General features: G+C 31.1%; 15 protein-coding genes. 12 read left to right on the forward strand and 3 right to left on the reverse strand.

Features of this window, described 5'->3' with window-relative positions; genetic code table 11:
• The first annotated feature begins 269 nt into the window (after positions 1-269).
• From Q0783_RS09110 to Q0783_RS09125, 4 genes are all read left to right on the forward strand, one after another.
• A complete protein-coding gene (locus tag Q0783_RS09110; RefSeq protein WP_298894573.1) occupies positions 270-3,896 on the forward strand; it encodes a COR domain-containing protein in 3,627 nt (1,208 codons plus the stop codon).
• Between the two features lie 171 nt (positions 3,897-4,067).
• Entirely contained in the window at positions 4,068-4,835 is a 768-nt protein-coding gene (locus Q0783_RS09115) for a hypothetical protein (protein ID WP_298894574.1), read from the forward strand.
• A gap of 156 nt (positions 4,836-4,991) precedes the next feature.
• Positions 4,992-5,474: a hypothetical protein gene (locus Q0783_RS09120; protein ID WP_298894575.1), complete on the forward strand. Its 483-nt coding sequence runs from the start codon at positions 4,992-4,994 to the stop codon at positions 5,472-5,474.
• A gap of 199 nt (positions 5,475-5,673) precedes the next feature.
• On the forward strand, positions 5,674-6,111 hold the full coding sequence (locus tag Q0783_RS09125) for a hypothetical protein (protein WP_298894576.1): 438 nt from the start codon (positions 5,674-5,676) through the stop codon (positions 6,109-6,111).
• A 74-nt stretch (positions 6,112-6,185) separates the two neighbouring features.
• Here the strand turns inward: Q0783_RS09125 and Q0783_RS09130 are convergent, their stop codons facing one another.
• Positions 6,186-6,572 carry a hypothetical protein gene (locus Q0783_RS09130; protein WP_298894577.1) on the reverse strand — a complete coding sequence of 129 codons (387 nt, stop codon included), beginning with the start codon at positions 6,570-6,572 and terminating at the stop codon, positions 6,186-6,188.
• Positions 6,573-6,726: 154 nt separating this feature from the next.
• Here Q0783_RS09130 and Q0783_RS09135 point away from each other — a divergent pair, with 154 nt between their 5' ends.
• The 6 genes from Q0783_RS09135 to Q0783_RS09160 all read left to right on the forward strand — a co-directional run bounded on the left by Q0783_RS09135 (position 6,727) and on the right by Q0783_RS09160 (position 10,710).
• On the forward strand, positions 6,727-7,548 hold the full coding sequence (locus Q0783_RS09135; protein ID WP_298894578.1) for a DUF695 domain-containing protein: 822 nt from the start codon (positions 6,727-6,729) through the stop codon (positions 7,546-7,548).
• Between the two features lie 126 nt (positions 7,549-7,674).
• Positions 7,675-8,454, forward strand: coding sequence for a hypothetical protein (locus Q0783_RS09140; RefSeq protein WP_298894579.1), 780 nt, complete (start codon positions 7,675-7,677; stop codon positions 8,452-8,454).
• 67 nt (positions 8,455-8,521) lie between these two features.
• Positions 8,522-9,013, forward strand: a complete 492-nt coding sequence (locus Q0783_RS09145; protein ID WP_298894580.1) for a hypothetical protein — start codon at positions 8,522-8,524, stop codon at positions 9,011-9,013.
• Positions 9,014-9,067: 54 nt separating this feature from the next.
• A complete protein-coding gene (locus Q0783_RS09150) occupies positions 9,068-9,568 on the forward strand; it encodes a PEGA domain-containing protein (RefSeq protein WP_298894581.1) in 501 nt (166 codons plus the stop codon).
• A 94-nt stretch (positions 9,569-9,662) separates the two neighbouring features.
• Complete coding sequence (locus Q0783_RS09155) at positions 9,663-10,115, forward strand: DUF1761 domain-containing protein (RefSeq protein WP_298894582.1); 453 nt, start codon at positions 9,663-9,665, stop codon at positions 10,113-10,115.
• 34 nt (positions 10,116-10,149) lie between these two features.
• Positions 10,150-10,710 carry a hypothetical protein gene (locus Q0783_RS09160; RefSeq protein WP_298894583.1) on the forward strand — a complete coding sequence of 187 codons (561 nt, stop codon included), beginning with the start codon at positions 10,150-10,152 and terminating at the stop codon, positions 10,708-10,710.
• 53 nt (positions 10,711-10,763) lie between these two features.
• Here the strand turns inward: Q0783_RS09160 and Q0783_RS09165 are convergent, their stop codons facing one another.
• Positions 10,764-11,723, reverse strand: coding sequence for an alpha/beta hydrolase (locus Q0783_RS09165; RefSeq protein ID WP_298894584.1), 960 nt, complete (start codon positions 11,721-11,723; stop codon positions 10,764-10,766).
• A gap of 74 nt (positions 11,724-11,797) precedes the next feature.
• Complete coding sequence (locus Q0783_RS09170) at positions 11,798-12,355, reverse strand: TetR/AcrR family transcriptional regulator (RefSeq protein ID WP_298894585.1); 558 nt, start codon at positions 12,353-12,355, stop codon at positions 11,798-11,800.
• 210 nt (positions 12,356-12,565) lie between these two features.
• Between Q0783_RS09170 and Q0783_RS09175 the strand changes: the two genes are divergently transcribed.
• Together Q0783_RS09175 and Q0783_RS09180 are read left to right on the forward strand one after the other, a co-directional pair.
• Positions 12,566-13,384 carry a hypothetical protein gene (locus Q0783_RS09175; protein ID WP_298894586.1) on the forward strand — a complete coding sequence of 273 codons (819 nt, stop codon included), beginning with the start codon at positions 12,566-12,568 and terminating at the stop codon, positions 13,382-13,384.
• Complete coding sequence (locus Q0783_RS09180) at positions 13,381-14,214, forward strand: hypothetical protein (protein ID WP_298894587.1); 834 nt, start codon at positions 13,381-13,383, stop codon at positions 14,212-14,214. Before Q0783_RS09175 ends, Q0783_RS09180 begins: the two co-directional genes overlap by 4 nt.
• Positions 14,215-14,217 lie beyond the last annotated feature (3 nt).

The following is a 14,217-nucleotide window of genomic DNA, read 5'->3' on the forward strand; positions in this document are numbered from 1 at the left end:
ATTTGACTTCTCACTCAGACGCAATGACGTTTGACAAGACTTGGTCAAACGACAAGCCGTATGTCACACTGAGCACAGTCGAAGTGTCTCATAACAACATAAACATCAAAATCCCGAGTATAACACTCGGGATTTTTTATTTGAAATATACGTAGAACTACGTATAAATTGTACAGCTTATTGTTATAGCTTTATAAGCTATAAAATGGAACTTAATTTTTGTTTTTGGGAAGTATATTACCAAAAATAGGAACTTTTGTCTTCATATAATGAGTTGGCAACAAGCGCTCATAGAAGACAAGAAACAAATCAAAAAAAGACAAGGAATCATATTTACTATGAATAAATTTAAATGTAATCTTTATGTCCTTGGTAGTCCAGGAGTTGGAAAGACTTTTCTAATAAAGATTATTGAGGAATTCACTCAAATTAACAATCAATTAAAAAAAGATATACAGAAAGAGACTGATTGGATTATTAGAACAAAAACTGATGAAATCAATGTAGAAATCAAAGAAAAAAGAAATATTGATTTAGTTGCGAAAGAACTAAATGATAAAAAAGTAAAAAACTTTATTATTTACATAGTTGAAGCTAAAAAAAATGGTTTAAATCCTGTAATAAATAGTAATCATATTGAGCAATTAAAAATTCTTTCGAAGAAATCAAAAATAATTGTTGGGTATCATTTTGGATTTGATCATTTTGATAGGAAAGTCAGTCATAGTCCTATAAAAAAATATTTTCCTTTTGTTGAGTATTTTCTACCTATTAATGGTTTGAATTTTCGTGAATATGAAGGATTATATCAATTAGGTCCTGTTCTAAGACAAATTATTATTAATTCTCTTTCAAATTCGCTTGAATATGCAAAAGGACTTATAAAATCAAATTTTGAAACAAAAGAGTTAACCTTGGATTTAGGGAACTGTGGCTTGACAAGTTTAAATGATATAAAAGAGTTATTTAATAATACACATCTAAAAACTTTGATTCTAAGCAACGAATGGGGAGAATACCTGAATGGAGCTTGGGTGAGAAAAACTAGCAATAATAAATTAGATTCAAATGTATTATTCAGTTTTCCATCAGAATTAAAATACTTAAAAAATCTAGAAGTCCTTATTTCGGGAGGAAATTGGAAAAATTCTTATAGAAGTAAAAGGTCTTTTATCTCAAATTGGAGTATTACTGATATCAAACCATTATCTAATTTAAGAAAACTCTCAATCTTAAACATTAGTAATAACGAGATTAATGCAGTATCACCATTATCAAGATTATCCAATTTAACTAAACTGTACTTAAATAACAATTGCATAAGTCGTTTCTCAACTATTAATAAATTCCCAAATTTAAATGAGCTCTATTTAAGTAACAATAAAATAAAAAGTCTTATTTTTCTATCTTCTGAGTCGAACATTCAAACCATTGATTTGCACTCAAATCAGATAACTGACCTTTCTCCGATTAAAAATTTAATCTCAAGAATTGATATTAAAGATTCAAGATGGGAGAACAACACAATTAGTATTGCAAGCAACCCTTTATCAATACCGCCAGCTGAAATAGTTGCAAAAGGTAAAAAAAGCGTGATGACATATTTTTCAAAGCTCGAATCTGAAAAAGAAATTCAGATTGAACCTTATATAAATGGAGACATTAAGCTCATAATGGTTGGTAATAGCAATGTAGGTAAATCGACTTATGTTAATTGGTTAAAAACTGAAAAAGTAAATAAAAAAATAGCAACTACTGATTGGCTAGATTTTGGAATCTGGAAAGCACAAAAAAACTCTAAAAGCTACAATGTTAGAATTTTTGATTTCGGAGGACAGGAATATTACCATGACACTCATCATCTTTTTTTTACTAACAGAACTGCATATATACTTTTATGGGAAAGTTCTTCTAATTATTTTGATGAATTAGAAATAAACCAACTCCAAAGTGATGGAAATAAAAAGAAAGTAAAAATTGAAACTTTTCCCATTGAATATTGGCTTGATTCAATCAGATATCATACACAAAAAAGAAAATTAACCCAAGTTGAAAAATCAATAACAAAAATTCTAGATGAGCGAGATCAGCAAATTGAAGAATCAGTTTTAAGTAATACAGAATGGACTAAACACGTCTTAGAATCTACTAACAAGTTATCTAAACCCATTGAAGATGAAGAGAATATATTGGTGCTTCAAAATAAAGCAGATTCAAAAGAACTAAAATCATTTCTAAACGAGGCATCTATTAGAATTAATTATCCGAAAATATATGACTTCGATCAAGTTTCAGTATACAATAATAAAAGACTTGATCTATCAAAAGATATGTTATTTGATATTTTTGATAGTCTGGACGTTTTAAATCGACAGTATCTTGGAACTTGGAATTATATTAAACAGGATATTGAAAAAAGGGAATTTAAGAATCACTTTTCGATGGACGATTTTCTTAAATATTGTAATTCAATAATTGAAAAAATCCCTGAATTAAAAGGAAAGTCACAAAAACAGAAAAACACGATAATTTTCAATAAAGAAGATGCCCTAGTTTTTGCAAACTTTTTAGCAGATATAGGATTATGCCTCTATTATCCTGAAAGTAAAACCTTGAATAAAAAAGTGTTTTTGAATCAAAATCAAATACTTAAAGACTTGAATCAAGTACTTCTAAAAATAAATAAATCTACTGGAGAAATTAAAAAATCTGAAATTATAAGTGCTTTAGGAAAAAACGAGTCAAGTAGTGAAGTTTCAGATTTAATTAATTTAATGCTTCATTTTAAAATTCTTTTTAAGCATCCACTGGAATTAAAAAAATCTTTTGTTGCCCCACTTTATTTACCACAAAACCCACCTCAAAGTATAAGAATATTTAATTCACTTTTTAAAAGACCTGTTTATCGCTTTCAATATGAAACCTTTATTCATAAAAGTGTTATTCTTGATTTCTTTGCTGCTTACGGATCAAAAGCATTTAGCGAAACAAATGATGACTCCTTGTTTTATTTTTGGAGAAATGGTATTGTTATTAAGGATGAAAGCACCAATGAAATTGTGATGGTTAAGTTTATTCCTGGAAATAATAAAAGTAAATCCGCTTATCTAGATATTTATGCTGTAAATAATACTGATGACAAATTCATAAAAACAATTGTAGATTATATTGACTCAATAAATCAAGGTATAAAAGTTAAAAAGCTAGTGCCAGTTGAAAATTCAACGGAATATATTCCATTGGAGACAATATATCAAAACGAAAAAAACAACAACTTAGTCTTTTACTACGACAAGAAAATTTACCGATTAACGGAATTTAAAAAACATTTAAACACTCCAATGAAAATGAAAAAAATATTCATATCATATTCCAAACAAGATCTTCGATTAGTGAATAAATTTATTGAGCATCTTTCTGCATTGAAAAGGGATGGCAAAGTTTCTCATTGGTATTGTAGCGAATTAGAAGCTGGATCTGTCTGGAGTGATGAAATTCAAAAAAACCTAATGGAATCAGATATAATATGTTTTATGATTAGTCCAAACTTTATGAAAACAGATTATATTCATGAGCACGAAATAAAAAAAGCTTTTGAAAGAAAAGAAGAAGATCCAAGCTTTAAAATTGTACCAATTATTTTGAATTTTTGTCGATGGACAACTACTAAGAACAACTTAGGCTCTTTCACAGGTCTACCCTACACTGCAAAACCAGTAATGGATTTTGATAACCAAGATATGGCATGGTATATAGTGGAGGAGTGTCTTCGTCTCATGATTGAGGATGATCTTAATCCAATTGGAGATGATTTTTACAATGATAAGTTACCTGGAGATGTTTTGAAATTATATACGAGAATTATTGAGGGTAAAGTTGATAAAAATACCGATTAATTATTAATGAAAAAATTCCAGCTGGTAACAATGAGTATAGTTAATAGTTACAGATGGCTAAGACGACAATCTTTGTGTCCTTTTTACTATATTATATTGCGGAAAATAAGGCGTGTACTTTTCCGTAACAAATCATACACGAACACGTTAGACATAATTTAAATTTCACCTATGAAAAAAACACTTTTAATAATAACAATTGCTTTTTTTGCTATTTCTTGTCAATCAGAGTCGGAATTTAATAAAAAAGGGAAATTCTATAAAGGAATCGATGGTGAATTAGAATTATACTTGACATTTATTAATGACACAATAGTCGCCATCAATTCAGATAGTTTAAAAATTTGCAGATGGAATTTTATGAAATTCAAGAATAGCTCTAACGGACTTTTTAAAACCAACGAATTAAAGACCGATACAACATGGTTTAAATCGAAAAACAAATATGTTGAATTGTATTTTGAAAATCAAAAAATAGAATTTAAAGAAACTGAAATACCAAAAAGCCATATTGAAAAAACAAAAAGAGAATTGGAATTCGTTCGTAAGTTTTCTGATAAGGGAATAACCTTTGAATGCGATTATAGCATAAAGCAAATTGGATATTTCTATGAGGAAGCAATTAAAGAAGTTAAAGATAATCTTAAGAATCCAAACACGGCAAAATTCAATGAGACATATATTCATAAATACAAAATGTTTAATGATGAAAATGAATACGTAAAAAGTAAAACTACTCTTGTGTCTTTGGAAATAGAGGCGAAAAATGGTTTTGGCAACTTTACAGAAGACAAGTATTATGTCTTTTTCACACCAATGGAAAAGGATGAATCAAAATACGATGTAAAGTTTAGTGATTCACCAATTTTAGAATATGATATAACAGAACGATATAAAGAAATCATAGATGAATTAGGAGAATTAGAACTAGAAGAATAAAACTATGCCTGAGAGCATATATAATTAATTGCTTGGTTCTAGACCACTCGGAAAACCCTACCGATTCCCCTCTGGTTCGTTTTCTTTTACTAACTTAGTTCTTAACCATACACAACGAAATCATATACGAACATGTTAGCATCAATTTGTAAAAACATGAGACATAGACAAATATTAACCGTTTTTTTATTGTTCACTACAATCAATTTGAGTGGGCAAGATTTATTCTTTATAGGTGAAAAAAGTTATCCATGTACTGAAACAATAGTCCTAATTTCAAATAAAGAAGACTCAGATGACTTGAAAATTCTTTTTGCGAAAGATGATTCTTCCAAATATGTTGCAGTTTTCACAAAACCAAAATTGAATTCTGATTTCACTGGAAAATTAATTATCTATCTTGATGATGGAACAGTCATAGCATGTGAGAATTTAATCGAATCTGATTTTGTTGATGATATTGCTAAGGCAGTTTTTGTTTTAAACGAAAAAGACTTGAGTAAGTTAAAAAAAAGCAATATAAATACTGTTAGATTTACGCTAAGGGTATTAGATCTAAAAGATGTTAATCATTCAGCCTCAAATAAAAATTCCCATAAAACCGATTTTATGAAGATTATTAATGAATTCTTTGATTAAAAAACAGGTGCCATCAACGTGTATTGTCAATTGCTGATTCTGTGAGTACTCAGACACGAGCGTAGCAAACTGGCGCTAGCAAAATCCTACGGATTTTCCTCTGGTTCGTTTTCTTTCTTTAAATTTAATGAATCAAAGAACAACTAACGCTTTGAGGTTAGTATTTCGTTTTTATGTAATCATTTAAGTATCTAAATCTATGGACAAATTATTAGAGATTGACTTTTCACTCGTTCTTGCAACTGTTGCACTTATCATTTCCTTTATTTCATTCAAAAAGACGAAAGACTATAATTCTGCTAGTTTCTTTATGGAGTTAATAAGAGAATTCAGAAGCCCAGAATTTGTTGATCATCGTCTTTATGTGAAAAATCAGTTGTCCCAAGAAAATATAACTGTGCTTTCAAAAACTGGACATCATCATGTGATGCAACTCTGCCATTACTTTGATACCTTGGCGTTATTGGTTAACAATAAATTGATTAAAAAAAATATTGTAAAAAAGTTCTTGGGAAAAAGCATATACGAATACTGGGTTATTGTAGAACCTTATATAAAAGATCAGAGAGAAAAAAGAAACTTCCCAGACTATCAAGAAGAATTTGAGAAGCTAGCGTTAAGTTGCAAAAACTCTTAAAAGAACAGATTTCTAATATCTCAACACTCTAATATTATCCTATTTATCATTCACCCATTATCAAACAATACAACCTAATTCTGCATCCTATAAACCACATAAGGCGCTATCGTGGTCCAAATCAGAACAAAGATCCAGACACGACCTTCGAGAATATTATAATCATTAAACAATTTGCTCCAAGAGTGACCTGCCACATAGTGTCCAAATAAAAACTCAAAAACAACAGTGCAGCCTAACCAAAAGACACCTAGTTGTAATGCCTCCTTAGCAGATTCTAGTTTTAAAAAACGCAGGAGGATCCAAACATAGATTCCAAATAAAACAATTAACGTCACTGTAGATAATTGATGTGCGACCAATTCTTTAAAACGACTTGCTAAAACTTTTTCACGAAACAATCCGTTTAAAATGGCAATGAATACCATAGGAATCCAAGCGAGTAGATATTTCCACATCATTGATAGAGTTGTATTATTATACTAATTTACGACAAGCTATATTATAATTCATAGTTCAAATATCTTTTTAGAAAATCATGTGAGCTTCCCAACATTTCAGTTTTATTTGTTAACTTAGTTCTAACCAGCAATTAAGCACACACAAACACCTAATATGAATAAACTATACACACTTCTCATTTCCATATGCTTTTGTAGTCTATACACTTTTGGACAAAACGAGGTTGAAAATTGGGAATCCTATATAGCATCATACGAAGAAAACAAACCTGGATCGACTACAGTTAGGATGGACATTTTCGATCAAACACCCTTACCAGAATATCCTTATGTATTGGTAACTGGAATAACATACGAAAGTAAAAGAGAAGACGGATTTCCCGAAGATGAAACCTTTCGATTATTACACAAGATTGGAGATGAACTTATTACATTAATCAATGAGAATTCTGAACATATATGTGTTGGCTCATTCATGTTTAATTACGAACGCCTCGAATACTTTTATCTTAAGAGCAGCAACGGAATTGAAAATAAACTAAAGGAATTCTATACATCAAACTACCCAAACTATGACTATTATATAAATCTTAAGGAAGACAAAAACTGGACTTATTATAGAGAGTTTCTTTATCCAAATGAAGAAATCATCGAATATCTTGGAGATCAAAGTGTAGTTGAGACTCTAATAGAAGCTGGAGATAATTTGAGTAAAGCCAGACGTGTTGATCATTGGGCATACTTTGACGATGAATCAAAAATGGAATCCTTTAAAAAAGAAATTAAAAAATTGAAGTTTAAGGTTGAAAACTCTACAAAAATTGAGAATGAATCCAAACCATATGTCATCCGTTTTTATAGAACAGACAAAGTTGACCTTAATTCTATTTACACCATTACGTCCTCGCTAAGAAAATTAGCCATATCCTACGACGGTGATTACGACGGATGGGAAACTTCGGTTGAAAAAGAATAGCTAAAAACATATAACAACGTGTATAACTAATTGCTAGTTCTATGCATACTCGGAAACGAGCGTAGCAAACTGGCAAAGCAAATTATCAACGGAATGATATTTGATGCAACTCAGGAAACTCACATCATGAAAAAAATTATCATTCTTCTACTCTTGAGCTTGAGCTTCAACTCAGCCATTGCAGACTGTACATCCAACGGCATGTATTTCTTTCCCGAAACTAGGGAGATTAGCTTAAATTCAATGTTTATTATTCAAGGCTATGCCTTTAGTCAAAAAACAATAAACAGTTTTAAAGAGCGTACTATTTATCTGGAAAGTGAACATGGAGAGTTAATTGAGCTTCACCTCCAAGATATCTTAAAAGGGCAAATGCAATTAACACAAGCTATTTTTTGTCCTGTTTCCGAATTAAAACCCAATACAACCTACGTGCTTAAATACACAGACCAAACCAATAGTGAAGGCGCAGAAATGTCTAAATACAATCGTAAAAAAAAGAAAAGAGAAAAAGTCTATTGGACGACGACTGGCGATACATCAAGTACTCCACTCCATTCTAACCTAACACTTGAATTTAAAAATTCTGAAGTTGCTTATTATGGTTGCGGACCATCAGCACACGCGGTCTTCAAAATTAAGCATATGCCAGAATCTGAAGTTTGGTTTAAAACAGAAGTGGTTGAAGTGAGCACTAATACAAGCACGACATTTTACTTAATAGGAAGAGAAGACCAACTCTATATTGGACACGGCATGTGTTCTGGAGCGTTTCGATTTAATGGAAAAGGCAAGTATAAAGTGAGGTTTACACCAATGAACATAGATGGGAAATCGCTAACAACAACAGCATGGAAAACATTTGAAAGTCCGTTCGCGACTGCTAAAAATCCGTATGGGAATTAAAACCCTTATGCATTTTCCTACATTGTGGTTTTATTTACTAATTTAGTTCTGGTCAACACATCTAACAATGAGATTACTGAATTTCTTTAAAAAAGATCCCAATATGCTGGTTAAAATGGTGGTGCTTTATGTGAGTTCCGAATTGAACTCGATCTTAATCGCTCCGCAATATGTTGATGAATCTTGGATACGATATGAACAAGAGGATATTGAGCAATTAGACTTTGACTGCACAGATGAAAGCTTGGGTGAAGCGATCAAAAGAAATTTCGACAAGTTTGCGGTAAAAAACATGCCAAATACAAAAAGAACGACTAAAGACTGGCCTGCATATCAAGCCAGTAAATTAAAGACCGAGACGGAATTTGAACACCACTATTTCAAGATTTCCATTAATGGCGCTAACGACGCAAATATCATCATGGTGTTTGAAGCCGATATGAAATCGAAGCATGATATTAATGTGACTAGTTCTGTCTCTGCTCATGCTGAAAACCACAAACTAGGAAGACTCGTCAAACAATTACACGACATTCAAATTAACCGAACCATAGAATAAAAGTTAACCCATTTACATAAATTTAAATACAAACCAATCAAAAATCAATCGCACATGACACGAAAAATTACAGCTCTTTTTTTAGCAAGCATCATTTTATTTACAACCAGCTGCGCTAGTATTGTTAGTAAATCAAAGTATCCTATTTCCATTGACAGTTCTCCTTCGGGAGCAAAAATTACGATTACGGATAAAAAAGGTAACGACGTCTACACTGGTAATACACCTGCAACCTTAAAATTAAAAGCAGGGAACGGTTATTTTTCTAAGGCCAGATATGAGGTGAAATTTGAAAAAGAAGGCTATGATGTTAAAATTGTTCCTGTTGAGTTCAAACTCGACGGTTGGTATTTTGGTAACATTCTTATTGGTGGATTGTTAGGAATGCTCATCATTGATCCAGCATCTGGAGCCATGTACAAGTTGGATACAGAATTCTTAAATGAAACGCTCACCCAATCTACTGCTAGCGTTGAGAAGGACGGATTAAAAGTGTATGCGCTTACCGATATTCCAAGTGAATGGAAAGCACATTTGGTGGCTTTAGATAAATAAATCAAAAAGTTCAAACATCGCTTCAAAATAAAATTTTGGTCGACTAGCACTTATACAGTATCTTGAAAAGATTAATCAAAACACTTCTTCAATCATGGACGATATTAATTGGCTTTCAATGATTTTGGCGACACTAATGCCACTACTCATCGGATTTCTCTATTACCACAAAAATGTATTTGGTAATGTATGGATGGATTCGGTAGGTATGACCGAGAATCAAGCAAAAAAACCAAATGCGATAGTGACACTTATCGTCGCTATTGTGCTGTCTTTTTTTCTATCCTTTTTTCTTTTGAATTTTAATAACTCTGGTATTAATCAGGAAGGTGATTTTGACACCTTTGCGCATGGTGCTTGGCATGGAACTTTTATTGCCATTACAACCGTTGCCCCTGTTATTGTAGTCCAAGGTTTTTTCGGACGCAGAAAATGGAAACATATGCTTATTAATATTCTCTATTGGATTATTACGCTTGTACTGATGGGCGGAATTTTGGATAGCATGAATCATTGGCAAAACATTCCAATGCCAGATGGATTTTAGCGGAAGGAAAAACGCATACCAATAGCATATAATTATGAAAAAAATACTAGTCGTAATATTTATCTCCATAGGTTTACTATCGTGCTCAAAGACCGAAAATGAAGTGTTGAGTAGTGACATAGAGACATTTATTAAAGCTAATAATGAAAATGATTTTGAGACTTTGGTAGACTATTATCCAGAATTCTTTTTTGACTCTATCTCTAAAAGCGAAGTCTTGGTCGAACTTAAAAAGTTTTATTCGGAAGACACAAAGAACAAAATGGTGTTGGATTCTGATTTTAAAATTGATACTATAATTTACAAGAACTCACGACATTATGCTCGTATCCAAAGCGGTCAAACCATAACTATGGATTTGACGGAATTTGAAGATGAAAATGGAATGGATTATGCAGTTTCAATGGCCTATAATCTTTTTGTTAGTCAGTATGGTAAAGATAACGTGACATACAATAAAGGCGAATGGATATTTCATATTCGGTCTGAAAAACCACTCTATGGGATGAAAAATGAACATGACAATTGGAAATTTATAGAATCAAATCAAGACACGGGAAAACATATTCCGATTGAAATCATAACCTCCCAGTAATTATAAACTAAAAAGCCTGATAGAAATTTATCAGGCTTTGGTTTTACTTATTTTTACTTTAAATTCTTCCTTAAGAATTTAGAAATATAGTTGGCAATTTCATCACCTTTCTCCTCCAAAGCAAAATGCCCAGTATCTAATAAATGAAACTCCACATTTTTCAAGTCTCTCTTATAAGGATAAGCACCTTCAGCCGGAAAAATAATATCATTCTTTCCCCAAACAATTAATGTTGGTGGTTGGTGTTTTCTAAATAGCTTTTGCCACTTTGGGTATGAGCTTACATTAGTACGATAGTCATAAAACATGGCTAATTGAATTTCATTATTCTCTGGTCTACTGAGGTGTTGCAAATCAATATGCCAATTATCAGGACTCACTTTAGAGATATCTTGCACGCCATGAGTATACTGCCATTTTAGACCTTCTAATGAATGAAACCCTTCTAATGCCTTTCCATTAGCTATAGTATAATCATTCCAATAGGTTCTTAAAGGATTCCAAAACTCTGTTAGTCCTTCTTTATAGGCATTCCCATTTTGTACAATAAAAGCTTCAACGCGCTCAGGATGCCTTTCAAAGATTCTGTATCCTATAGGAGCACCATAATCCATTAAATATAAACTATAAGTATCAACTTTAAGTTTCCCTAAAAATTTTTCTATAATGATAGACATATTTTCAAAAGTATAGTCAAAATCTTTCATTGCAGGTTGTGAACTTCTACCATATCCAGGGTAATCTGGTGCAATTAAATGATACTCTGATGACAGATCTTTCATTAAATTACGGAACATGTGAGATGATGTTGGATAGCCATGTAGTAAGACTAAAGTAGGTGCATTTTTAGGGCCAGCTTCTCGATAAAAAATATCCAAACCATCAACTTTCACAGTATTATAGCTGGTAGGATAGGTTTTCTTTGAATGGGTCTCTTTGTGTGATTGACCTTGAACTAAGATTGTACTTAGGGTCAAAATAAAAATCATTGCATAAGTTTTCATTGTTTTCATTGTATTCATTGTTTTTAGTAATTGTGATTATATTTAATTACCGAACATTCGGTAAAATTTATATTTAAATTTTTTTAATGATATCTGTTTCTAATGTTATCTAGGATATTCATAAAAGGTTGTGTTGATCCAATCGATTTAGACATTACAAGACTACCTTGAATATCAATAAATGTTTGATTTGCTTTTTGTGTGGCTTCTTTTTTACTCATGCCTTTGTCCACACCAAAACTTATAAAACCATTGATCCAAAGATCTATCCCTTGTTTTATTTGATCTCCAAACAAAGAAATTCCAGAATCAAGGGAAAGTGATCGATACATACAAGTTTCAAGACCTCCATTATACATATCATTTATACTAGAAAGCACTGTATCAAGTCGTTCGCTATGTGATATATTCTCATCCACAAGTACTTTATAAATACTTCGTTTTACCATACTTTCCAAGTACGCAAGAACCGCAGAGGCCATATCTTTCTTTCCTCCTTCAAATCTATGATAAAGACTTGCTTTTTTTAATCCTGTAGCTTCAGATAACTCTTTAAGACTAGCACCATCATAACCTTTAGATCTCATAACAGACATTAGTCCGTTTAACATTTGTTCATCTTGTACTTTTTGTGGTCTCATAGTGCAAATGTAAAATTATTTAATATTTTACCAAACGTTCGGTTATTATTTAACATTTTATTAACTAACTACAACAACTAATACCTTTACAAAACAGGTAGATATACTCTTCAATATACGTAGAACTACGTATAGGATATATATCTAAAATCCTCTATTTTTATTTTGTTAAATTAGAGCTCTTCTGAGAATAAAATCTAGTTCATCTTAATGAAAAACTATACTATTACCGTTGATAAAAAGCATTTAGAAGATACCTTGACGCATTGGTCAAGCCTTTCTAGTCATACCAAACAAATAGTTGAAAACATAAAAAATGAACATTTCTTAGAAGCGTCGGCAATGAACGATATACTTACTGAAATTGTCAATAACAAAGATGATTTAACATTACTAGAAAAAAAATTAACCGATTTTGTAAGAGCTAATTCACTTAGAAAAGGTGATGTTATAAAAAGAGATTGTCCAAATAAACTTGGTACAGTTATGCCTTTGAGTTCTTTCAAAAGACATTTGGATTCGTATTATCCAGATAGATTCATTACGTATACCATTGATGATTTCCTAACTGCATTGAAAGCAAATAAAATTAGAAGCAAGGATAAAGATCTAATGATCAAAGCTCCTAATAGGTCGATATGGTTTACTTGGAATGAAAATGAGTGTAGAGCAGATCCTTTTTCATTTATGGAAACAGAATTTGCAGAAGAAGCAAGACTTGCTCTCGGACTTGGCTACAATGACTATAAGACAACTAATTTTATAGCCTTTATTTTTAAAACAGATCTTAAAAAAACACTTTACAGGCCAACATTTGCAGATAGCGATTTGTCTGAATTTTTTCGTCCTACCGAATTAAAATTTAAAAATTATGGTAAAACTTATATTCTGAATGAGGGAAAATTCAGAACAAAAACCGTAGATTATAAAATTGAAAACGTATCGTATCTGCCTGAGGCTATAAATGTATCTCAGCTCTTCAAAATTGAAGATTTAGAATATGTTAAAATACTACATGCAATAAAATGAAAATTCAGGATATTCTTTCTAATAATTTAGATCCTTTCGAGGCACTTACTAATGATGAATTAGAAGCGTTTTTGACTATGATCTTAAGCAAACAAGACCATATTTTAGTCCAATGGTTTAGCTCAGATAAAGGTATAACTGCCTCAGACAAAGCAATTGATTACTTGCTTGAATTTCCAACATATAGTTTTGAAAAAAGAACGGAACTCTTTGAATATATGTTCAATAATGAATTTTATAAAGATCAAGAATCAATCATTATTAAAGGCATCCTATTATTTTGCAGATCAAATAAAAGAGCGTTAAGCAATCATTATATCTATTCTAAATTGACATCGGCCAAAACATCGACCCAATTAAAAATGCAACTAGCATATATTTATTATCGGTTGAATAATAGAAAACTAAAAGAGTTAAATTATTTAAGTGATATACATAAGAAGGTAGTATTACCTCTTTTTATATCTAAGCATTCAAAATCGAATTTATCAGATATTGAAACCTTTGTTGACAAAATGGTCATTCCCGAAGATCAAGTAATAGATGAGTTATCTAATTATTATAAAACTAGCTTTTTTGATTTGTTTGAGTCATTAAATGAACAAAAGGATGCTTCAATAACTATTAAGTTAATTGAACGTTTTCAAAATTCAAAAGCTTTTAGCATTATTAATGAAATACTTGATTATGATGAGTTTAAAGATTTAAGAGAAAGAATAGATGAATTCGAAAATTTTATTGTGGAAACCAAAAAAATTGAAGAATTTAAAAAAGAAGCAGCTAATGTCATGAGTTTACCTGCCACAAAACATATTGCGTTTTATAATTAAATT

The sequence above is a fragment of the uncultured Psychroserpens sp. genome (assembly GCF_947500255.1).
Lineage (GTDB): Bacteria > Bacteroidota > Bacteroidia > Flavobacteriales > Flavobacteriaceae > Psychroserpens.